The sequence below is a fragment of the Pedobacter sp. Leaf250 genome (assembly GCF_920984735.1).
In the GTDB taxonomy this organism is placed as follows: domain Bacteria; phylum Bacteroidota; class Bacteroidia; order Sphingobacteriales; family Sphingobacteriaceae; genus Pedobacter.
Map to the genome: position 1 here is coordinate 136663 of NZ_CAKLBU010000011.1, position 22348 is coordinate 159010.

20 protein-coding genes are annotated in these 22348 nt (G+C 35.8%); 1 reads left to right on the forward strand and 19 read right to left on the reverse strand.

Annotation, left to right across the window (positions count from 1 at the left end):
* Positions 1 to 51 precede the first annotated feature (51 nt).
* From LUA91_RS12005 to LUA91_RS12055, 11 genes are all read right to left on the reverse strand, one after another.
* Entirely contained in the window at positions 52 to 2154 is a 2103-nt protein-coding gene (locus LUA91_RS12005) for a penicillin-binding protein (protein WP_231426292.1), read from the reverse strand.
* Positions 2144 to 2566: an FtsL-like putative cell division protein gene (locus tag LUA91_RS12010; protein ID WP_231426293.1), complete on the reverse strand. Its 423-nt coding sequence runs from the start codon at positions 2564 to 2566 to the stop codon at positions 2144 to 2146. Before LUA91_RS12010 ends, LUA91_RS12005 begins: the two co-directional genes overlap by 11 nt.
* Complete coding sequence (gene rsmH / locus LUA91_RS12015; RefSeq protein WP_231426294.1) at positions 2563 to 3468, reverse strand: 16S rRNA (cytosine(1402)-N(4))-methyltransferase RsmH; 906 nt, start codon at positions 3466 to 3468, stop codon at positions 2563 to 2565. The genes LUA91_RS12010 and rsmH overlap by 4 nt, the downstream gene beginning before the upstream one ends.
* On the reverse strand, positions 3458 to 3925 hold the full coding sequence (mraZ, locus tag LUA91_RS12020) for a division/cell wall cluster transcriptional repressor MraZ (RefSeq protein ID WP_231426295.1): 468 nt from the start codon (positions 3923 to 3925) through the stop codon (positions 3458 to 3460). The genes rsmH and mraZ overlap by 11 nt, the downstream gene beginning before the upstream one ends.
* Positions 3926 to 4571: 646 nt before the next feature.
* On the reverse strand, positions 4572 to 5765 hold the full coding sequence (gene pgk / locus LUA91_RS12025; RefSeq protein WP_304622636.1) for a phosphoglycerate kinase: 1194 nt from the start codon (positions 5763 to 5765) through the stop codon (positions 4572 to 4574).
* 9 nt (positions 5766 to 5774) lie between these two features.
* Complete coding sequence (locus LUA91_RS12030) at positions 5775 to 6206, reverse strand: GNAT family N-acetyltransferase (protein WP_231426296.1); 432 nt, start codon at positions 6204 to 6206, stop codon at positions 5775 to 5777.
* Positions 6207 to 6412: 206 nt separating this feature from the next.
* Entirely contained in the window at positions 6413 to 7978 is a 1566-nt protein-coding gene (locus LUA91_RS12035) for a hypothetical protein (protein WP_231426297.1), read from the reverse strand.
* Positions 7978 to 9831, reverse strand: a complete 1854-nt coding sequence (locus LUA91_RS12040) for a glycosyltransferase family 2 protein (protein ID WP_231426298.1) — start codon at positions 9829 to 9831, stop codon at positions 7978 to 7980. Before LUA91_RS12040 ends, LUA91_RS12035 begins: the two co-directional genes overlap by 1 nt.
* A 1-nt stretch (position 9832) precedes the next feature.
* Positions 9833 to 10660 carry a hypothetical protein gene (locus LUA91_RS12045; RefSeq protein ID WP_231426299.1) on the reverse strand — a complete coding sequence of 276 codons (828 nt, stop codon included), beginning with the start codon at positions 10658 to 10660 and terminating at the stop codon, positions 9833 to 9835.
* 11 nt (positions 10661 to 10671) lie between these two features.
* On the reverse strand, positions 10672 to 12666 hold the full coding sequence (locus LUA91_RS12050) for a cellulose biosynthesis cyclic di-GMP-binding regulatory protein BcsB (RefSeq protein ID WP_231426300.1): 1995 nt from the start codon (positions 12664 to 12666) through the stop codon (positions 10672 to 10674).
* Positions 12667 to 12680: 14 nt separating this feature from the next.
* On the reverse strand, positions 12681 to 14048 hold the full coding sequence (locus LUA91_RS12055) for a hypothetical protein (RefSeq protein ID WP_231426301.1): 1368 nt from the start codon (positions 14046 to 14048) through the stop codon (positions 12681 to 12683).
* 40 nt (positions 14049 to 14088) lie between these two features.
* Between LUA91_RS12055 and LUA91_RS12060 the strand changes: the two genes are divergently transcribed.
* Positions 14089 to 15156: a glycoside hydrolase family 5 protein gene (locus LUA91_RS12060; protein WP_231426302.1), complete on the forward strand. Its 1068-nt coding sequence runs from the start codon at positions 14089 to 14091 to the stop codon at positions 15154 to 15156.
* Positions 15157 to 15208: 52 nt separating this feature from the next.
* On the opposite strand, the gene gap is transcribed toward LUA91_RS12060, so the two are convergent.
* From gap to LUA91_RS12100, 8 genes are all read right to left on the reverse strand, one after another.
* A complete protein-coding gene (gap, locus tag LUA91_RS12065) occupies positions 15209 to 16216 on the reverse strand; it encodes a type I glyceraldehyde-3-phosphate dehydrogenase (protein ID WP_231426303.1) in 1008 nt (335 codons plus the stop codon).
* Between the two features lie 83 nt (positions 16217 to 16299).
* The gene (locus LUA91_RS12070) at positions 16300 to 17376 is read right to left on the reverse strand and encodes an MraY family glycosyltransferase (RefSeq protein WP_231426304.1); all 1077 of its coding nucleotides are present in this window, start codon (positions 17374 to 17376) and stop codon (positions 16300 to 16302) included.
* Between the two features lie 361 nt (positions 17377 to 17737).
* Positions 17738 to 18478, reverse strand: coding sequence for a glycosyltransferase family 2 protein (locus tag LUA91_RS12075; protein WP_231426305.1), 741 nt, complete (start codon positions 18476 to 18478; stop codon positions 17738 to 17740).
* Between the two features lie 2 nt (positions 18479 to 18480).
* Positions 18481 to 18888 carry a hypothetical protein gene (locus LUA91_RS12080; RefSeq protein ID WP_231426306.1) on the reverse strand — a complete coding sequence of 136 codons (408 nt, stop codon included), beginning with the start codon at positions 18886 to 18888 and terminating at the stop codon, positions 18481 to 18483.
* Positions 18889 to 18968: 80 nt separating this feature from the next.
* Positions 18969 to 19382, reverse strand: coding sequence for a hypothetical protein (locus LUA91_RS12085; protein ID WP_231426307.1), 414 nt, complete (start codon positions 19380 to 19382; stop codon positions 18969 to 18971).
* Between the two features lie 68 nt (positions 19383 to 19450).
* Positions 19451 to 20014, reverse strand: coding sequence for a hypothetical protein (locus LUA91_RS12090; protein WP_231426308.1), 564 nt, complete (start codon positions 20012 to 20014; stop codon positions 19451 to 19453).
* 1221 nt (positions 20015 to 21235) lie between these two features.
* Positions 21236 to 21760, reverse strand: coding sequence for a hypothetical protein (locus LUA91_RS12095; protein WP_231426309.1), 525 nt, complete (start codon positions 21758 to 21760; stop codon positions 21236 to 21238).
* Positions 21761 to 21868: 108 nt separating this feature from the next.
* Entirely contained in the window at positions 21869 to 22267 is a 399-nt protein-coding gene (locus LUA91_RS12100) for a hypothetical protein (protein WP_231426310.1), read from the reverse strand.
* Positions 22268 to 22348 lie beyond the last annotated feature (81 nt).

The following is a 22348-nucleotide window of genomic DNA, read 5'->3' on the forward strand; positions in this document are numbered from 1 at the left end:
ATGTGTTCGTCAATCGCAACATTCTATCAGTCAGTCATTCTTTCATTTCTTCTAATTTAACTCTATCTGTACACCTAATCCTTTTCCAACTTTTGTTCCTGCCGCGATGGATTGTGCTGTAACTTTTCCAGACCCTATCACTTTCGTTTTCAAACCAGCATTTCCCAAAAGATAAAGCGCATCTTTCAAACCCATCCCTGATACATTTGGCATTACACCTTTACGTTCTGTATTTTCTTGGAAAACCTCTCCAGCACTCGTATCAACAATATTGTAATATTCTGATTTTGAAGCGAAAAGTGGCTTGAAACCAAAAGCTTTATATACTTTTTGAGTGGCTTTGCTTTGTCCAGCTTTTGTTGGTGGATTGCCTGTACTGCCTACCAAACGGGTTGGCACATCGTTATACATCTGCATATCACTTGCATAAATACGATCGGCAATTTCGCGGAAAACTGGTCCTGATACCGTAGCACCATAATATGCACCTTTAGGATCATTAATTACCACGATGAGCGAATATTTAGGTTTATCAGCAGGAAAATAACCTACAAAAGAGGCCTGATATTGTTTGTTTGCTTTGTAACCTTTGTTTGCATCAGCCACCTGTGCAGTGCCTGTTTTACCGGCAATTTTATAAAGTGGATTATAAACAACGTTTTTTCCACTTCCTTCCGTAACCACACCTTCAAGCATCTTCTTGATTTTGCTCAATGTAACTTCCGAACAAATTTGATCGTTAATTACCCTTGCTTTAAACTGTTCAATCGGATTACCAAGTCTTCTAATTTCTTTCACGAAAATTGGTGCAACATACTTTCCATTATTTGCTACAGCATTATAAAAAGAAAGCATTTTTAATGGCGTTAATTGCATCTCATAACCATAAGCCATTTGCGGCAACGTCATATTTTTATTCCAGCTTTTATTGGTTTTTGGATTCTTAACCACAGGCCTTGCCTCACCCGGAATCTGCAGACCCATTTTCTCATTCAAATGCCAGTCATATAAATGATTGGTAAACTTTATTGGATCTGCTCCATAATGCATATTAATCAGTTTAGCGATTGCTGCATTTGATGATTCCTCAAAAGCTCTCTTCACTGTAACGGTCTCAATTTTTGGGTGAGAATCTGTAATTAATTTGCCTGGAATTTGGTAATAACCTGTTCCGATCATAGTATTGGTATCCACCAGTTTATCTTCAATTAAAGCCATGTAAGAGGCCAATTTAAAGGTAGATCCTGGATCCTGATTACCAGCGATGGCATAATTAAATTTCTCCTTGTAAACGCCTTCTTCGATTTTAGAGAAATTTGCCACTGCCCTAACCTCACCAGTTGCAACCTCCATCAAAATTGCAGTGCCATGATCGGCTTTCATTGCGATCAATTGTTTCTCCAATGCATTCTGTGTCAAATCCTGCATATTGATGTCGATGGTAGAAATGATGTCTGCACCATCTTTTGGCGCTACTTCAGCTTCTTCATTAACAGGAATATAAACGCCGCCAGCTATACGCTGCATTAATCTTTTTCCGGTTTCTCCGTTGATATACTCTTTGTAAGCACCTTCCAAACCAACACCATTTGCTACGTTCTCATTTTTATAACCAATGGTACGGGCAGCCAGCGCCTGAAAAGGCAAAATCCTTTTATTTTGCTGAACAGCGATTAATCCACCACTAAATTTTCCAATATTATATAAAGGGAAAGTTCGAATGGTTTTTAAATCAGAGTAACCCACTTTACGGTGAATTAACAAATACCGGGCACTATCCTGGCGACCTTTTCTTAAGTAACGGGCATAATCTTTAGCCGTTTTATCTTGAAAAATTTGCGCTAATTTGAGGCCCAGGGAATCAACTTTTTCGTTAAAAACTTTATCATCGGCAATCCCACCTGCATACATATCCATACGCAATTCGTACTCCGGCACAGAGGTAGCCAATAAACTGCCATCATTTGAGTATATGTTGCCACGAGTAGCTTCAACATTTACATAACGCGTTGAAAGACTATCTGCCATGGCCCGCCATTTTTTACCTTGCACAAACTGCACCTGACCCAGACGCAGAAATACCGCAAAAGCAAAAAGCACAATTAAGCCAAATGCCAGATATACACGAAGCAAGATGTTTGCCCTAATATTCATCGCTTTTAACAATTATTTTTTTTGGTGGTTCAATTAATTCTTTTATCCCAAGGGTATCTACTTTTTTAGCTACTTCTGTTAATTTACTTTTAAACATCAGCTCTGCTTTTAAAGATTTATACTCCCATCTTAATTCTTTTACTTCTTTATTTAACTTATCTATACTGCGTACATTATTTACTGCGAAATGGCTGTTAGCAATGTAAATCATTCCTAAAAAGGCCAAAAAACACAAATAAGGCAAAGCATCTGTTGCCGCTTCTTTTGATACCAATCCATCGTTAAATAACTTGCTGATGAATGAATTGCTATCCATTTTCTCTTCTGCCGTTTTCGGCTTTTTAGGCGCAGCTTTCAACTCCGGTTCAGGCCCAATCTCCTCTTCTTCTATCTCTTCCCTGAACTTGTTCATATCTTTTCTGCTATTCTAAGTTTCGCACTACGAGCCCTATTATTTTGCGCTATTTCTTCATCGGTAGCAATGATGGCTTTACGCGTAATCACGTTGAATGGCTTTTGTTGATTTCCGAAGAAATCTTTATCTACTTCACCCTGAAATTTGCCTTTAGCCATAAAATTCTTTACCGGCCGATCTTCTAACGAATGATAAGACATCACCACTAAATGACCTCCAGGTTTTAAAACCTCGGATGCTTGCTGAAGAAAATCTTCTAAAACCTGTATCTCTGCATTCACTTCAATACGCAAAGCCTGAAAAACCTGAGCCAAATATTTATTCTCTTTTCCTTTCGGGATATATTCCGAAATGGCAACTTTCAGACTATCGATGTCTGTAAATGGTTTATCCAAACGTGATGTAACAATGGCCCGAGCCAAAGATTTCGCATTTTTCACCTCACCATAAATACCGAAAAGCTTATGCAATTTATCTTCAGAATAAGTGTTTAACACCTGCGCTGCAGTAAGATCGCGGTGTTGATCCATACGCATATCCAAGTCGGCGTTTGAACGGATTGAAAATCCACGCTCTGGAACATCAAACTGATGAGAGGAAACACCAAGATCAGCCAAAATACCATCAACCTGCCTAAAACCTTTTAATCGAAGGTTATTTTTAAGAAAGCCAAAATTTTGATCGATGAATATGAAACGATCATCAGATGGAATATTTGCCTGCGCATCAGGATCTTGATCGAAAGCAATCAATTTACCATTCGAACCAAGGTGTTTTAAAATTTCTTTAGAATGGCCACCGCCACCAAAAGTAACATCAACATAAACACCATCAGGTTTGATGTTTAATCCTTCGATACACGGCTGAAGCATTACTGGAACATGGTAATTATTCGCCATCAGCACCTCCTTTCTTGTCGCCCATAACTTTTTGAGCCAAGCTGGCGAAGTTTGCAGGAACATCGTCAAAAATATCTTCGTACGATTTTTTATCCCAAACCTCAATGCGATCCAATTGGCAAGCCAAAACCAAATCGCTTCCAATACCTGCGTATTCTACCAAAGATTTAGGCAACAACACGCGACCAGCTGCATCAAGCGAAAGCTCGGTTGCACCACGGGTAAAGGCTCTTACAAATCTTCTGTTTTCTTCGTCGTAGATATTTAGTTTGGCAAGATCAGCCACTACAGCATCCCAAACATTTTTTGGATAGATAACCAGATTTTTTTCGAAACCACGGTTAATGATAAGCCCCTCATTCTCTGCATTAGGCAATTGTTTCTTAAGCGCAGCAGGTACCATAAGGCGTCCCTTTGCGTCAAGTTTACAATCAAATTCTCCTAAAAGTTGGGTCATAGTGGTCTTTACACTTTTTATCTAGTGTAAAAGTAAAGAGTTCTACCACTTTTTACCACTTTTTACCACAAAAAAGTTTTCCACATCTTTTTTGTTACATTTTGAAGCTAGAATAGCCTTCTTTCAGACTATAAAAATCACATTTCAAACACTTTACGTATTGGTTTATAGGCGTTTCGACGGTAAGTGTCTTGCTCTCCCATCATGCTTAGCAAAGCTAATGAAGTAATGATGGATAATTGCAATTTGTTCTTAACATATCAAGATCAGAGATTATATCATATAAAACTTAAGATCAATTAATATCGAATCAACATATTGAATTTAATGCATATAATCATGATGATTGAATAGAGGAAATAGTCATCGAATAAATATCAGCGTTGTTGCCTTACTTAATAAATGACAAAGAAGAGATGAGCAAATAATCGGATGAATATTAACGTTGAGCAAATATTTATCGACGACTAAAAATATAAATAGTCATCGGATGAATACTATCGCTATTGCCATATTCATCCGATGACTACAAAAAGATGATTAAATAGGATTACTCTAAATTTAATCCAATGATTAAATAGATAGAATAATGTCATCGGATGAATACCAGCGCTATGCCAATATTCAGCCGATGATTAGGAAAAAGTTAATCATTTATCGCCTTAACACCTGGCAATTCTTTACCTTCCATATATTCTAGTAAAGCACCACCGCCAGTTGAAACATAACTTACTTCATCTTCCAAACCGAATTTAGCAATTGCCGCAGCAGAATCGCCACCACCAATTAATGAAAAAGCACCGTTATCTTTCGTGGCAGCAACTACAGCATCAGCTACTGCTTTTGTTCCTACCTGGAAATTTTCCATTTCGAAAACACCCATCGGGCCATTCCACAATAAAGTTTTAGAATTTTTGATTACATCTTGAAATAAGGCAACTGATTTTGGACCAATATCCAGTCCCATCCAATCGGCTGGAATTTGACCTGAATCTACATCTTTCTTTTCCGCATCGTTTGCAAATTTATCGGCAATTACGGTATCAACAGGAAGGATTAAATTCACTCCCTTAGCTTTCGCTTTCTCTACCAATTCTAAAGAGAGCTCTAGTTTATCAGCCTCTAACAATGAAGTACCAATTTCACCACCCTGAGCTTTGGCAAAAGTATAAGCCATGCCGCCACCAATAATGATGTTATCTACTTTATCCAATAATTTTTCAATCAATAAAATTTTATCAGAAACCTTTGCGCCACCCATAATTGCAGTAAAAGGACGTTCGGCATGGTTCAGGATTTTCTCTGCATTTTCTACTTCAGAGGCCATTAAGTAACCAAAATATTTTGCATCTGGAAAAAACTGTGCAATAATTGAAGTAGAAGCATGTGCTCTGTGAGCTGTTCCGAAAGCATCATTGACATACACATTTCCGAGTTTAGAAAGTTTCTCTGCAAAAGCTACATCACCTTTTTCTTCTTCTTTATAAAAACGTAGATTTTCAAGCAACAACACTTCTCCAGGGAAAAGATTTTTAGCCTGGCTTACTGCACTTTCTCCAATGCAATCGTCGGCGAATTTTACTTCTAAATCCAACATGCGAGAAAGATCGCCCAAGATGTGTTTTAATGAATATTTATCTGTTGGTCCATCTTTTGGTCTACCCAAGTGCGACATCAAGACCACCGATCCACCATCATTTAAAATTTTGGTTATGGTTGGCAATGCAGCACGCATTCTTTTATCATCGGTAATTTTAAAATCATCATCAAGAGGCACATTAAAATCTACTCTAATAAGTGCTTTTTTATCCTTAAAATCTAATTGGTCAATCGTTTTCATATTTATATTTTATTTTAGTTTTAGTCTCATTTCATAATGGAAGCCAATGCCCGGGATATCAAATTCTGGCGACTCATTTATAAAACCCAATTTCTTATAAAATGTTGCAGCATTGCTTCGGGCATTGCACCATAAATAATCGGTTTTATATTCTTTTAGGTATTCAACGGCAAAGTTGATCAATGCAGCGCCATATCCTCTACCTGCAAAATCAGGATGAGTGGCCATTCCCCTAAGTTGGTAGCCTTCTCCGTCATCAGGAAAAAAATCATTTCGCATCAGGCTTGCAATTGATCTTATTTCATCATTTTCTACATAACCAAGATGAAAAGTATCATAATTGGTATCTCCATCAAATATACATTCGGCTAAAGGCTTATCGTTTCTTAAAACCAAACTTCTTAAAGGCAGAACTTCCTCGGGAAGAATAAATTTAACCATTCGGCTAATTATTTAGTGATTAATAAAAAGTATAGAGATGCGATTATGAGGTCCGCAAACGTTTGCAAAGTTAATAAAGCAATTGAAACTGCTTAAAAAAAGAATAATGATTTATGAACAATTACAGATTTGTTACTGCAACATCCATTGTAAAAAAGGCATTTCAGATGTTCAGATAAGCTACTTTGTCAATTTCAGTAAACAAATTACTTTGTTATCGCATAGAGTTCCCAATTTCTACTTTCGACTACCCGCTTTAAGCGTATACCTTTATTTTTCCATGAGATAAGCGTATGCTGATCTAGCAGTCCAAATCCGTTGAAAGGGTTTTGCTCTTTACTAATGAGTACATATGATACATTATCTTGAGGTTGACCAAAAGCCGCGAGAAACTTCCCTTCACCAGGAGTTAAAAAACAATTGGCAGAACCGGTTAGCGCTATAACTCTATAAGATGTCGCATCATCTGAAAGAATGCCCTTCTTAACATCAATCTTTTTTATAGCATCTGATAATACCTTATCATCATCAACATCAATAGGCTTACACATCAGCATGGACGTAATCGCATTTATGTATTTTCGCTCTTCTGGTATTAAGCTAGATGAGGTTAGCAGATATCCGGTAATAATTTGCAATAAAATTAACACCAAATAAAACTGCTTGGTATACCGAAAAATTCGGGTATTTCTGGAATTGAGAATAATGGCCCAACAAACGCAGATGAATAATGCATAAAACTGGATGGGTATATAAACTCCCGGATATTTCATTTTCAAAAATTCCATTAAAAAAAATAGCGCAAAAACCACCATTACATTCCTACTCATGCTTTTGTGCATGCCTAAGCAGATCAAAAGCAATGGAGCAAAAAGCAGGATCCGAATGGTAATTAAAAAGTTTACTTCAGGAAATACGCTATTGAACTTAATATCCGGGAAGCCATTAAAATTTTCAGTCTGGTTAATTATTGAGGTATAATTAGCATATGGGCTATCAATATAATAGTTAGCATCACCTGTGTAAGATAAGTTTAGCAACCTAAAAATAAAAATCGCCACAAGCGGCAATAGAAATATTATGAGATATACTGCTAGTGTTTTATTTACAAGCTTACGCCTAACAGATATTTTGTTAAATGCAAAAGCAATTTTATCCAGCGGTTCGTTTTGTAAAATCTGCATGGATTGAAGGGCGGCGAAAAAAATTACTGGAAGCAAAAACAGGGTAAGCCAAACAAATTTAAACCAGCAAAAAATTAATAGCGCAAAATAAATGCTGGCAACAGATATATGGTATGATGTGTTACTATGGAAATATCTGAAAAGGCTGGAAATAAATAGATAAAAAAATATGAGACACAAATAAGCGCTCTTGCCCGATACCGCAATAAAAATAAAGGCTGGATGAAAAACAAAAGTTAACAAAACGCCTAAAAAAAGCCAGGAGCTATTCGGATACTCCCGTATCGACCTGATGATGATGAAAAACAAAGCAGCTGTTCCAACAGCCGAGGTAACGAATGGTGCAAAAGTTGAATTGAAAATTGAAAAGAGAAATGTTAGCATAAAAGGCACCTGCGGAAATGTTAAGCCCATGAGCTTAACACTATCAGAATTTCCTTCTACTAATAATGCGCCCTTTTCCGCAAAAAAAAGTCCTTCATTGCTGTACACTCCAGCGAAAAAAAGTTTATGCGCAATAAAAAGGTAATACCCAAAAAGCAAAATGGAAATGATATAGAGTTGATCGGTAGACGTTCTTCTTTTCATTAATTGTTTTTTGGATGATTAGAATCAGACACTTTGCTCAAACCATGATCTGTTTTTTCCCAGTAAAATGGTTTGGTAATTAACTGCCACAGCCCTTTATATGCGGCAATGGAATGCATGAGCCAATAAATTGGATTTGCGATAGAAAATAAAATCAATTCATAGTAACGTCTTTTGAAAACTGCTATCATATTTAGGTAGATCATTAAAATATTACCTATCGCCAGATTAAAAATGGATATGTACAATACCCATCCTGGAAAAATCGTCCTGATATCTTTTAAATCAAATATTAGATAAACGATAAAAAGTGTAAGCAAAAGTGGATAAAGCAGAAAAGTTATTGGCGTAGCACCGATAAAAAAGTTAAACCCAAGGAAACCTTTCCAACCTATCTTTTTGATCAGGCGTGCGGGATTTCGCATGTGAACCAGATAGGTTTGCATGTATCCTTTAATCCACCTTGAACGTTGCCTAATCCAATTGAAGGGTTCATTGTTGGCTTCCTCATAAGTTGTGGAGTTTACCAATGCCACCTTGTAACCCTTGGCAAAAGCCCGAATTCCAAGATCTGCATCTTCTGTTACATTAAACGGATCCCAACCACCCAACTCAAGTAGGTTGCTTAATTTGAAGTGATTACTGGTTCCACCTAGCGGAATAGGAATATCCAAAGTGCCCAAACCAGGCAACATGTAATCGAACCAATAAGAATATTCCAGTGTAAACATTCTGGTAAGCAGGTTTTCATTTCTGTTAAAATAGTTTAATGCGCATTGAATGCAAATGAAATTTGCCGGAAGTTTATTAAATAAAGTCACCACTTTTTTTAACTGATCCCGATCTGGTACATCTTCTGCATCATAAATCGTTAAGATTTCACCTCGGGAAAAATGCAAACCATAATTACAAGCTTTAGGTTTGGTTTTAGGCATGTGAAAAGGAACCACAATTACCTCGAAAATAGCAGGAAAATCCAGGTCTCTTACCGCATTCAAGGTTTTATCGTCATCCTCCTCTACCAGAAGTTTGATATCGAGTTTTTCTCTTGGATAATCAAGCGACTGGAGATTCCAAATCAATTTTCGTATCAACTTATCTTCCTTATAAACTGGCAATTGTATTGTAAATACAGGAAGATCGGCATCCTTTACCGTAGCTAATTCCTTTTTACTCACCGCCTGGAAAAGTTCAAGTTTAGAACCGGTGAGTGCTAAAAACACCTTAAATACAATGGCGATGAGGAAAAAAGTACTCATCAAAATATTGATTAAGATTGTAGTGTTGATGAAGCTTAAAAATAATGAAGTTATCGTAAGGGCAATGATTGAAAATATGAAAACGAGCTGTTTGCTACTAAATGTGATAAATGCCGAACTCTGAGGGTCGCGATCCAACAGATCAAAAACCGCTGCTTTTACATAACGTCCGCCAAGGAGTTTATGCCCAAGCCAAACGATATCTAAATCTGAAACTAAAATCGGTTTTACCTTGCAGCCGAATTTGTTGGAAATGAGCAACAAATCTACTGTTGCGGTAGGATCGGCGACGGCCACCAAAAGCTCTTCACCTTCCATTCTTAAAGGCAGTACCAAATCCCGGTCAACCACTTTCAGATCCATTTGGCTAATTATGCTCATGTCAGTATCAAGCTTACGCAGATCACTAAAAGTAAATCCCTCCTTCTCTAAACATAGCTGGTAAGATTTCCGACTAACATAGCCAAAATTAAGAAGCACCTTAACAAGAGAAATGCCACTGTTTTGAGAAAAACGAGCCATGCGTTCGCGGTCTTGCTGATCAAGAAGACCATGATCACTAAGCATCTGTACGATATATCGTTGTTGCGGCATATTAAAAACGGAATATACCGGTAAGCGTACCGCCTTGACCTATGCCTGAATTTTTATTAAGAATATCATGAAAAACACCTAAAAAAATCCAATTTTCCTTCCATACTCTTTGTCCAATAGCAAGATTCGCTTTTACAAAAGTGAATTCGGTATTTGAGGCGGGATTTTCTGGAGTGAACAAACTTGATTTGAAAGAGCTCACCCCGCTTAATTCACCCATTAATTGATGGTTCTTTCCTAAATGAAGCCCAGAAGTTGCGATGTAGGTTAACTGACCAACTTTACCAACTCGGTTTCCAAAATATTGCCTGTAACCTCCCTCAATATTAAAATAACCAATTTTTTCACTACCGCTTAGCATAAATTTTAGTTCAGAACCGAATTGGCCATAACCTGTAGCGGGATTTCGATTTTTTGCATATGCGGGAATACTGGCCAATACCTGCGTGGAAAAGAAATACTGCTCTTTGTTAAATTTCAATAAATTATATTTCAAACCAATTTCAACATCAGCTGGAGCACTATTAGTATTATTTACGAAATCGTCTTGATACCGTGAAAAAGAAAATGGAATTTTTGCAACCAAATCCAATCTATTGGTGAGGCCATGTTCGAGGTAAATTTGAGCAGTAAATGAGCTGAAGCGACCATTATTTCCATAACTCATTTTATTTCCGCTAAGATCTCTATAATTTTTTGCAGCAAAATAACTGAAATACGGAGAGAGCAGGGTTTTGTGTTTTCCCACCGGAAAACCACTTGCAATAGCCTCAATGCTGAACAAAGAAAGCGCACAAAAAACAAGCAGATTTAATTTTTTTACATTCATGGGGATCAGCGTTATGATGAGATGATTTTTTGAGCACTTTTAACTTTTGAACGGACATAGAGGTAGCCTAGAAAAACCAACACCAAAATCAATGAAAGGGCTAACAGTTTGTATTCACCCCACAAGATTGTCCATCGCCCAAGGCCTTGGCCTTCATATATAATATTGTTGCTGCTTTCTTCCAGATTGAAGACCAAATGGCCATTCTGATTGCTAATAAGGGTGTTTCCGCTTAGCAGATTTACTTGCTCATTAAGATCGCTAATAGCATTTTCAAATAAGGATTCAGATTTTTGCTCATCAGGACTAGCAATGGAAAGTACAAAAGGGTAATCCTTACTTTCAAATATTTGAGTAATAGCAGAACTTACCGGACTAGAAAGTTTGTAAAGCACCTCATTTTTGCTATCGCCATAAATGGTAAAATCATTTTGATAGGTCAAGGGCATATTAGGAAAACTCTTCAGTAATTTTTCAGATCGATCACTAATAATGATGAGATTATCGCCCTTATATGATGCTGCTTTACTGGTAAAATCAACCATAGGTTGATAAGTAACATCATTACTGTAATGATCATTTAGCTGAGCAAACAACTCGGAAACTGCCCTAACTGATGTTGGAAAAAATTTATTAGAAATTAATACTGTGGATTGCGTTTGAAAAATATCAGGATAGGCGTAAAAACTTACCTGGGTTTCTGAAAGTTTACTATTTACTTCCACATAAGAACGCTCTTCATCAACCTGAGCAATAAAATTTTGAAACTTACCAGAACAAACTCCATTTACCGGATAAAAAACAAATTCGGTTTTTAGGGTATTAAATTTTTTAATTTGGTATCGGTTTGCAACAGTATTTACTTGCAATGCTCCAGATTCGTTCAGTTGCCTGCTGCTTAGCAAAATATCGTTTAAGTAAATATTAAAATAACCTCTATCGTTTTTAGATATTGCAGTAAACTTTATCTGCATTTTTAAACTAAGTTCAGATGGAATTGATGCAAATGCAGATGTTTTAAATTCATAAACCTGACTTAGTGAACCCGCTCCAACCATTAGGTTATTGCCACTTTTTAAGTTTGCCAAAACCAGCCTTTTTTGTTTCTCAAAGCTATTTGCAGTGCTTTGATCAACAATTAATTGATTTTGAAAGGTGCTCGCAAGGATTGCCTGGTTCAACAAGGCATCAACTGCATTATTTAAACCCTGGATATTACTACCCGTAACAAAAAGTATCTGTTGAGGTGCTTGCCCGGGAAAGAAACCTGCTTGTTTATTGAGATAGAGCAAGCCTTTATTTTTTACCGGATCACCTTTGATTTTTTCGGCAAGCTTTGCCCCGAGCTTCGATTTAAAGCCAACATACATGAAATCCAGCAGGCTATCTGGCATTTTCGAAACTGAATAAAGTGCAATTTTGTCAATACCACTTTTACGCAATTTGCTGTAGCATAACGCCACTGCCCTAAGCTCTCCAGGTGTAATTTCGTCGGGATAAACAATTGCCTGTTTACTGTATAGCGTGTTGGAGAGATTTATTTTTGATAAATTCGGTTCATTGATCGGTGCCCAACGCAATATGGACGATGGTAATATTTTTAGCCATAAACCTGGGTTATTATAATCCTGACAGGCATCATTGCCGATAAAAAGTTGGGTTTTAACAGTAACTTTTAAAAATCCAGATGCGCTAACTGCTTTAGTAAGCGTGATGGGAACTTTGGTTAAGCTGTCGCTGCTGATCCTAATACTACTTGCGGGTTGGTCATCAATGATAATATGAACAAATGATTTCTGTTTATTGATAATTTTGGAACATTCCATATCCAATAATATTACACTTCCCTTTAATTGTTGAAAGGGCAAAACCCGGATATAATAATTGTATTGACCCTCTAATCCCTTTAAAACCTGCTCGCTAAAATTGTAGGGCTTCGATGGATTTTGAGCAAAAGAGAAATTAACAAAAACAGTTAATGCTAAGAGCAGGATGATCTTTTTCATGGAAAAATATGTAGTTAAGCAATTTCAGATTTAAATTTTAATATGTAGGAAACATGTTGCAGACCTTGATCATAAAATAGTTCTCCACCCATTTTTTCAGTGAGGAGACGGGCAACATAAAAACCTGGCCCTAAGCCTTGCTTTAAACTTTGAACTGTAGGGTTTTTAGATTTTACACTTTCCTTCTGAACTGCAAAATTCATGGCATTCGGGGCGCAACTTATTACCAGTTCGATGGTGTGTTTATTTTTCAATATTTCGGCGAAAATCTCATTTTTATTACCAGCATGTTTGAACATATTAGCAAATAGATTATAGATGATTTGATCGAAATAAAGTCGATCTAGTGGAACAAGTGCCCTATCGCTAGATTTTATCCATTGAAAAACCATCTTTCTTTGATCGAGTTCTGGCTTTAACAATACAACCATAGCCTGGATGCGCTGATAAACATCAACAGATGCCAGATTTATCTGTATATCACTTACTGGGGCATTCTGATGATCAGGAAATATTTCTGTGAGTTGCTGAAGACTGTTAATGTTTTGGCTCAGCTCTTCCACATACTCATTTTGACCATCATTAATAGATCCTGCACTCTTCACTCTACCTGCTAAATCTTTAAGTGCAATTACAAAGCGCTGAATATCGGATCTTACCAAGGCTAAAAAGGTATCTTGCTGAACAACAAGTTCACCAAGTTTGGCATTTGAATGTTCAATTTGATTATTCTTATCTACAAGTTCCAAGTGAAGTGCATAGAGTTGTGTGGTTGTATTCTGGATTTTGAGCCCGTTTAGTGTATTCTTTCTAATGATGCTAAATCTGGCCAAAGGAATAAAGCATGAAAAGAAACCAGTCATGATAAAAAGTCCCGCTCCCTGTGCCAGATAAGTCTCCAAACTTACTTCATTAAAAATTTGGTATCCAATGGAAAGCAAAATCAAAGTAGAGAGTAATTGTGCAAAAGAGTTTATGGGTGCCCAAAAAACAGCAAGGTTAAAAAGCATGAACAAACTGGAATATATCAGAAAGAAAACCGGAGCAACTTCAAAAGATACGATATTGCACACTATGGCCGCATTGGCCGCTATCAAAAAAAATGTGGCGTGTAGTGTTATGTCAATAGATGCTCCAGCTCTTCTGCAGAGATCATATACAACATAAATAAGAACAACTGTAATTATTTTAACGAGAAAAAGCTCCTGAAAGATCTGATTGGCATATACGAAATCCAAAATCCCTACTAATGGATACAAAAACATTACTGTCCAGACAATAATATTCGCGTAATACAGAGAGTTTTTCTTAATTTGTTTATTGTAATCGGCATCTCCCACAACAATAGGTTGTGGAACACCATAATTAGGACGATAATTCATAAAATAGGGACGATTTTATAAAACTAACATAAATCACATATTGAAACAAGTAATATTTTCAGTTCTGCTAATTATTTTTTGCAATGGATTGTTGTTTTCCCAACAAAATCTCGCCTATGCCAGAGCAAATAATATTAAATTAGGCATTAATGTTTCATGGCTCGAGCAAACATGGAATGCCAGCGGCCTCTATAAAAGAAAGCTAAAGCAACCAGATTTCGAACTCCTTTCATCCATAGGTGTAAATACCATCAGGCTGCCAGTTGCATTTGAGAGGTTTTATCTCTCTGGAAGTGTAGAGGAGAAAAAAGCACTGCTATCTAATATTGATGATATTATCAAACAATGTAAGCGGTATAATTTCAAATTGATTCTTGTAAATCATTATGGAACGCTAAAGAATGAAAGCTTACCCTCAGATGTAAAAAGATTAAATAACTTATGGAATAGTTTAGAAGAAAGATATAAAGATGTTCAATCAACGATGTTATACTTCGAACTTTTTAATGAACCAGCACTTGAAGATTCGAAATGGTTTCCAATTGCTGCAAATCTGGCTAAGCTGATCCATCAATCGTCGCCCAAACGCACATTGATTATCGGGGCTTCCAATTACAACAGCATATATGAATTAAGCAGGCTTTCTCCGATTGCCGATAAAAACATTATTTACACCTTCCACTTTTACGAACCCTTTATTTTTACTCATCAAGGTGCAGAGTGGATAGGCAAACAAGTATCTACTTTAGGTATTCCATTCCCATACCAATCTGCTAAAATGCCACAAATAAATAATCAAATGAAAGGAACAGATGGAGAAAAAAATTATAAAAACTACATGAATGAAGGGAAAAAAGGAGCTTTGCACGATAAACTGATGATTGTTAAAAATTGGTCTGTAAAAAACCAAGTACCTATTATTTGTGGAGAATTCGGTGTATATCGCAAACATGCATCTGATGTAAGTGTATGCAATTATTTAACCGCTGTGAAACATGAATTAAAGTCGCTTTTTATCCCAGGAATTATTTGGGATTACGATGACAATTTTTCAATCTTTAATGGATTACCACTAAAAAAGAATGTTTTGCCTTGCCTGCTGCCTTAAAAAATTTTGGAGTAACACCTATAATATGTTAATTGTAGCACCAATAAACTTCTTAGTTTTTAGTACAATTAGGATTTGATAATTGGATTTTCCTCACCACATCTATTAACCTGCTGCTGTAACCATACTCATTATCGTACCAGCCAACCACTTTAACCATATCACCAACTATCGAAGTTAATAAAGAATCAAAGGTACATGAATGTGGATTATCGATAATATCTACTGAAACAATTGGATCTTCTGTGTATTCCAAAATCCCTTTGAATTCATTTTCAGATGCCAATTTAAAGGCCGCATTAATTTCCTCGATAGTTGTTTTCTTTTTTAACAAACAAGTAAAATCTGTAAGTGAACCATTTAAAACTGGTACTCTGATGCCAGCACCGCCCAAACGACCTTCTAATTCGGGAAAAATATGGGTAATTGCCTTTGCAGCACCTGTTGTAGTTGGAATAATAGATGATGAAGCTGCTCGGGCTCTTCGCAAATCCTTATGGTTTGCATCATGCAGGTTTTGATCTCCTGTCATAGAATGGATGGTTGTGATATATCCCTCTTCTACACCCCAATTATCATTCAGGATCTTAATCATTGGCGCAATGTTGTTTGTGGTACAACTGGCGTTTGATAGGATCGTGCTTGTTAAATCAATTTTATCATCGTTAACACCCAATACCAACATCGGAATTTCATCGGCGGCAGGTGCTGAAATAAGTACCTGACTTGCGCCTGCCTCAATGTGTTTTTCAGCAGCGTCGACAGACAGATTTTTACCTGTACAATCGACTACCAAATCTACTCTTAAAGCCGACCAGGGTAATTCTTCCGCATTTTTTATTGCAAAAACAGGAATCATTTTTTTATCGATAACAATTGCGTCAGGTTGTGAAGAAACATGGTTCGAATGAACACCATGAACGCTATCATATTTAAACAGATGTGCCATCGTTTTAGCATCAGCCAAATCATTAATCGCCACCACATCAAAACCTTCAGCCAAAGCCAAACGCAAAAATGTTCTCCCTATCCTACCGAAACCATTAATCGCCAGCCTCATTGTATTAATATTTTAGGCGCAAAAATACTCTTTATTTTGATATTAAAAATCAATGTGAAAGCACTGCCAGAAAATTACGCCTTTTACGGTATTTTCTTTGATAAACGCCATGTGATAATTGAGTTATAAACCACGCAAATGGTGATTAAAAGCACTATTAATAAGAAATTGCCCAGGTGCTGCAACAATATGGTAGCAATAATGATGAAAACATTTAATACAAAGGTAATCCAAACTATTTTATTTGGTTTTAATCCCAATCTTTCCAAACGGTGATGAATATGATCCCGATCGCCCGTAAATGGAGATTTTCGTTTCAGGATACGGATGGTAAAAACCCTTAATGAATCGAAAATAGGTACGATTAAAATGGAAACAGCAATGGCTGGCGCTGAATAAAATTTTGGTTCATTTACACCATTAAATTTATTGATTTCGATGAATTTTATTGCCAGGGCTGCTGTTGTTAAACCAATAATCAGCGCACCTGTATCGCCCATAAAAATTTTGGCCGGAAACCAATTATATTTTAAAAAACCAGCAATTGCTCCCGCCAACGCAAAGGCAATAAATGCATACGGCATTTGATTGGCGATGGCGAAAACTATTCCAAAAGATATGCTGGCCAATATCCCAATAGTTGCTGCCAAACCATCAATACCATCGATAAGATTAAAAGCATTATTCAAAAATATAATTAATACAATGGAAAAAAGGCCGCCCCAAAGCAAGTTCATATCGCCAATATTTAATACACCATATAAACTACTTAAACGGAAGCCACCAAAAAACACTAAAATGCCCGCCACTAAAAGTTGAAGTATAAATTTTGTACTGGTATTGGTACCATAAACATCATCCTTTAATCCGAGTGCTGATAAGATGATGCAGGAAACTATGAGATAATTTGCTTCCTTAAAATTTATTGTGGCCGAAAATAGCAGGATGCTGATGGTAAAGCTGGCAACAATAGCCAATCCACCTAATCGGGATATGCTTAGATTGTGGTTTTTACGATGCAAATCGTTTTTATCAAATAAATTGTATTTGAGGGAGGTAAATATAATTGATGGAATACTTACTAACACCATAATAAATGCCATTAAGGCAATAGCGCCGTAAAAAACGATAGGATAAGCAGCAATTAAATCTATAAACAAAACGGGTACGGTTTGAACAAATATAAGGAATGATGTCGATTTTGTATTCCCGTTTACACAATTAACTTGACAAAAGTCAAAAATGGGTATATACCTTTTAGCTAGCGTGTATTTACTACCCATTTAGTGTCATTGAGGAGTGAATGTTCACCTCTCCGAAATTCTATCAGGCCTGATGGGAAGGTGTTAGATCATTGTTCTCGTCAACTGCCCCACGGCCATCACTTTATCAGATCAAGCCATTGTTAGCTGATAATCTTATTTCCTGTGAATCGCATTATCGTCATTCTGGAGAAGGCGGGAATCTTAATACAATTACAAGTGCAGTAGAATTCCGAATTAAACTAAGAATGGCAACTTTTTAAAACTGACTTAATTTACTTAGTTTTTTCTTTAATAAAACCCATATAGGATTTGGAATTTTATTCCGTTTTAAGGCTTTATAATCGTTTCTTAGGGCGTTCAATAAACTTGCAATGTTTTTATTGCTTGCACCACCTGTACGCATATTTACCATAAGCAGCTGAAGATAGGTTGCTTTTAATTTATAGGTATGAAAAAACCTTAAGATCAAATCATAATCTGCAGCCGTTCCCATATCGAGTGCATAATTTCCATGAGCATTAAACAACTCTCTTTTAATGTATAATGTCGGATGAGCAGGCATCCACCCCTTTTCGATTTCCCTATAACCAGCCTGTTTAGAAGGCCAATGCCTTACAATTTTACTTTTATCGGGTTTGATGTAATTTAAATCTCCGTAAACTGCTTGCGTTTCTGATTGAATAATGAAGGCTTTAGCAACTTCTGCAATAACATTATTTCCCACCAACATATCATCTGCATTTAGTATTCCAATCACTTCACCCGAAGCCAGATTTATGCCCTTATTAATGGCATCATAAAGTCCATTGTCTTTTTCGGAAACTAAATGCTTAATGTATTTTTTGTATTGCTCAATGATATTCAAAGTTTGATCTGTAGAACCGCCATCTACAATAATGTACTCAATAGGGTTATACGATTGCACAATAATGGATTCAATACAATCTTTAATATACAATTCTGCATTATAAACTACGGTAATGATAGAAATCTTCATCTTTAAACTAAAGCCTGCTTCTTTCTGATCTGAATAAAAGCGACACCTGCGGTAAAGATAATTAATAGCGGGATATAATCATCGATGGGGCAGTACTCAATGCTATAGTCTGCCAGAAAACCATAGCCCCTAATATCATTACCCGATGGGTGAACGCTACTAATTGCCCAATATACTGTACAGGAAAGTGCAATACTATTGCCACATCTGGCATCTTTTTCATAATAACCATCATCATCGCCATTTGGAACTTTCCAATCTGTAAGAAAATTTGGTGATCCACCATGGGCTAAATCAGGCTCGTAAAAAATATAGTTAGTTTCAGGTATCCAGCAACCGTAACGATGGGTATCTGCAAATGTGTAAAATGAGAGCATTAAAATAGGGATGATTAAACCTAACTTCTTCATAAGCAGCGGTATTAATCATTTCAGGAAGATAGAAAATATTTAGGAAATTCGAGTTTCTTTAAAGAAATTTATTTCTTTTTCTAATCACGAACATACCTAAAGCTGCAGCAGAAGGCGCCTAAAGCCCAGGAGTAATCATCGAGAGAGCACTGGATAATGCTAGAATTAGCTACACTACCATTTGTTGGAGTAGTGTCGCAAACAGCAACTAATTTCAAATTAATCAATTCAACTTTGAATCCACTTGGACATGCTCTACAACCAGAACTTGTAGTCGTCCAAACTTTCATATTTAAATTAACACAGCTACCTATTCTTGGTTCTGTAGGCCCTGAATAGCCTGGAGGTAAGCCAAGCAGTTGCAACAAGTCATCTATTACTGTACTTGATTTTGTAACATAAACTAACTCTCCAACCAGACAGCCCTGCGCTGCAGTGGCATGTTGTTGATGAATGAATAAGACAAAAATAAAAAGTGCAAGAGTTTTTCTCATTGAACAAGACAATGTAATGCAAAATTACATCAAGACTATCCATGATCCTACGTTCGTTTTATTCAGTATTAGTATAATACTTTCATATTAGAAATTAAACTTGATTTAAATGCAAATTTTTGCTTACGAATAGTCAAAACCCCGAATCCACTTGCAATCAAAATAAGGCAGAGCATATAATCATCTAATGGAGCATTATTAGGTGCTTGCCCTGAACAAGATGATGGCGGATTCAATTCATAAGTAACAATTCTACCCCCCGAACCAACTAAGGAACCATTTACCATGGTAGAAGTTACACATTCTGTGGAACTTTCTGAAACTAATTCGTGTTGGGCAGGTATAGTAACATTTGCCCCATAAGGTGGAATTGTATTATCGTAATAGCTTCCTTGAGGATAATCATTAATTGCTCCGCAAATATATCTATTACTATTATTATTATTTATTTCTAATTTCCTTCCATTACTATTATAGTATGGTTGATCTGGTCGAGCAACATAGGGAGTTCCCATTCCTAAATATTGTGTAAATACAGTATTGCCTATTCGACAACCATTTCCACGTTCTTGGCTATTCGCGTCATTAAAACTCACTAGTAAAATTAGTATAAATAAAGAAATGCGATACATTAAATAATGTTAAAATTAAAGTAGTTTAAATCCTACAAATCGCCGCAAATATGAAAATTTAATTCTATAGTAAAAACATGAATTTATTCATAACTTAGTCTTTTTAGGAATACATAATAATAAAACACGACTTAATCTTAGTGTAGATTATACATTAGCCTATCCTATTTGATTGAAGAAGGCACTTTTTTTATAAAATGCTACCTTACAACAGCTTAACACATTAAATAATTTGTAGGAAAAACTATCTCAAACGTTTGACAATTGTCATGAACAAAATGAACAATAAAAATTTGGAAGTAAACGATTAATAAATTTGATCAAATTACCAGCAATATTATAATCTTTTAAAGATGGTATTATACTGAAACGTTTATCCGTAAATGAATTGGAATTGTAATAATCAAGTGAACAATGCCGAAAATGTAATGGAGCAGGTATTTATACAAGTAACTTCACATCATTAGCTCTACAATGATAATCCATAAAGGTTGTAATGCTGGGATATTCTTTGACGCAAGTTGTATTTTCAAAATAACAGATTATATAGATTAGTGGAGATCAGTAACGGTATAATTGTTTTGATAAGTATCTAATTGATATTGATTGGCAAGATATACTGCTGAATTTATAATGTTAAACCGTATTCTGATTTTGCCTTTAATTAAAAGAAGAAAACCAATAAACGTTTACTATTGGTACATCGTATTAAATTTTCCATCTCCTTAGGCGTTAATGCAAAACTAGCTCATAAGTAAAGTGCAAAATAAGGTAAGAATAATAAATAATGGCAGAAGTTACCAACAATAGGCTTGTTAATCAAGGCTTTCGTACAGAAATAGCAGAATAAAACAATTATTTATACAGAGCCTTTACCTTATTGCATTAGACGGTTATGACGTATCAGTTTTTTACAACATATTTCATAGGCTTAAGTCATCTAATGAATATAGCAATTGCCAGTTTAATCTGTTGACTAACAATGATAACAATCATGAAATTGAAATATGAGTATCTTATTTAGTATGAAATTCTCTTGTCTTTGAGTTAGTATTCAACATGCCTATGCTAGCAAAGGAACCTTGTATAAAACGTATAAATACTTACAATATTTCATCCAAATTGGCAAAAAGAACATATTGAATTTGAAGAGCGTAATTTTAATGGTAAATTATAGAAAATCACATTGTTACAATTGGTTTAAGGGGAAAGAATACTTCACTATTGAACACATCTAATTCGAAAAAAACAAATTACTCCTAAACTTGACAAAATTAACCAAGTATAATCATCTATCGGACAGGCAACCGAAGAAGGAGCTGAACTTCCAGTAATTGTTACAGCAGTACCTGTATTTGTCACATTAGGACTAAGATTAGTAGTGACAGTACAACTTCCCCCAGTAGGAGTAAGAAATGTACATTTATAGGCTCTACTATCTCCATTCGCTCTTAAGTTAGCATTACCACTTGTTGTCCAATTTGTTGTACCCGGAGAACTTGATGCCCAATCTCCATAATTAGTTGGACTTTGACCTCCCATATAATTATAAATTCTATAGTAACTGTTCGGGGCAGAACTTGTATAATAACTTCCATTAGTAACTAAACAACCACTTCCCAATTTTGGCTGAGATAAAACAACTGACGAAAAACTTAATAATATAGATAAAATTAACCAAAAAAAGACAAATTTCATTTGAATACGCGGAACGGGACGAATTCCAAAACAAAAGTAATCACGCATTCTTTAAAACACGAAGAAATCTAAATAGTCATACATAAAAAGATTTTTTTGACACTAAATATGAGTAGTTATAACTATAAACTTTGAGAATAAAATAAGCTAGGAAAATTATGCCACCAAATCTTCTTGAAATTGAAGTTGAGTTCGCTTGCGCATATAGTAAAAGCCTAAACCACCAAGAGGTAAAATTAGAAACCAATTGTAATCATCAATGGGGCAACCAACAGGAAGTGTATATGTAACAGGAGTTCCCGTATAAGTAAATAACCCACTTACCGTACATGATCCACTTCTAGATTTTATGCAATAAATACTATTTGGATTATTATATCCTGTTCCATATGCATCCCAATCATTAACAGAATTAAGTGTAACGTATAATCTACCATTAGATTGCAATGGCACATTAGCTATGCATCCATCTGCTGCATAAACTTTCGAATAAAATAATAAAGGTATACTAACAAAAAAAAGAAACACAAACCTTCCCATAATAATAACTTTCATTACTTTTAGGGGATGTGCTTCAACAATAGGGGAATGCACAAAGATGCGCCTTACAAGAATAAGTTATTTGCTTATGTTACA

Coding starts and splice junctions, on each gene's coding strand:
- LUA91_RS12035 (WP_231426297.1), bottom strand. CDS start 7,978: ATGAAAAGAAGAACGTCTACCGATCAACTCTATATCATTTCCATTTTG.
- LUA91_RS12010 (WP_231426293.1), bottom strand. CDS start 2,566: ATGAACAAGTTCAGGGAAGAGATAGAAGAAGAGGAGATTGGGCCTGAA.
- rsmH (WP_231426294.1), bottom strand. CDS start 3,468: ATGGCGAATAATTACCATGTTCCAGTAATGCTTCAGCCGTGTATCGAA.
- LUA91_RS12085 (WP_231426307.1), bottom strand. CDS start 19,382: ATGAGAAAAACTCTTGCACTTTTTATTTTTGTCTTATTCATTCATCAA.
- pgk (WP_304622636.1), bottom strand. CDS start 5,765: ATGAAAACGATTGACCAATTAGATTTTAAGGATAAAAAAGCACTTATT.
- LUA91_RS12095 (WP_231426309.1), bottom strand. CDS start 21,760: ATGCGTGATTACTTTTGTTTTGGAATTCGTCCCGTTCCGCGTATTCAA.
- LUA91_RS12090 (WP_231426308.1), bottom strand. CDS start 20,014: ATGTATCGCATTTCTTTATTTATACTAATTTTACTAGTGAGTTTTAAT.
- LUA91_RS12080 (WP_231426306.1), bottom strand. CDS start 18,888: ATGAAGAAGTTAGGTTTAATCATCCCTATTTTAATGCTCTCATTTTAC.
- gap (WP_231426303.1), bottom strand. CDS start 16,216: ATGAGGCTGGCGATTAATGGTTTCGGTAGGATAGGGAGAACATTTTTG.
- mraZ (WP_231426295.1), bottom strand. CDS start 3,925: ATGACCCAACTTTTAGGAGAATTTGATTGTAAACTTGACGCAAAGGGA.
- LUA91_RS12075 (WP_231426305.1), bottom strand. CDS start 18,478: ATGAAGATTTCTATCATTACCGTAGTTTATAATGCAGAATTGTATATT.
- LUA91_RS12100 (WP_231426310.1), bottom strand. CDS start 22,267: ATGAAAGTTATTATTATGGGAAGGTTTGTGTTTCTTTTTTTTGTTAGT.
- LUA91_RS12055 (WP_231426301.1), bottom strand. CDS start 14,048: ATGAATTATCGTCCTAATTATGGTGTTCCACAACCTATTGTTGTGGGA.
- LUA91_RS12045 (WP_231426299.1), bottom strand. CDS start 10,660: ATGAATGTAAAAAAATTAAATCTGCTTGTTTTTTGTGCGCTTTCTTTG.
- LUA91_RS12030 (WP_231426296.1), bottom strand. CDS start 6,206: ATGGTTAAATTTATTCTTCCCGAGGAAGTTCTGCCTTTAAGAAGTTTG.
- LUA91_RS12005 (WP_231426292.1), bottom strand. CDS start 2,154: ATGAATATTAGGGCAAACATCTTGCTTCGTGTATATCTGGCATTTGGC.
- LUA91_RS12050 (WP_231426300.1), bottom strand. CDS start 12,666: ATGAAAAAGATCATCCTGCTCTTAGCATTAACTGTTTTTGTTAATTTC.
- LUA91_RS12040 (WP_231426298.1), bottom strand. CDS start 9,831: ATGCCGCAACAACGATATATCGTACAGATGCTTAGTGATCATGGTCTT.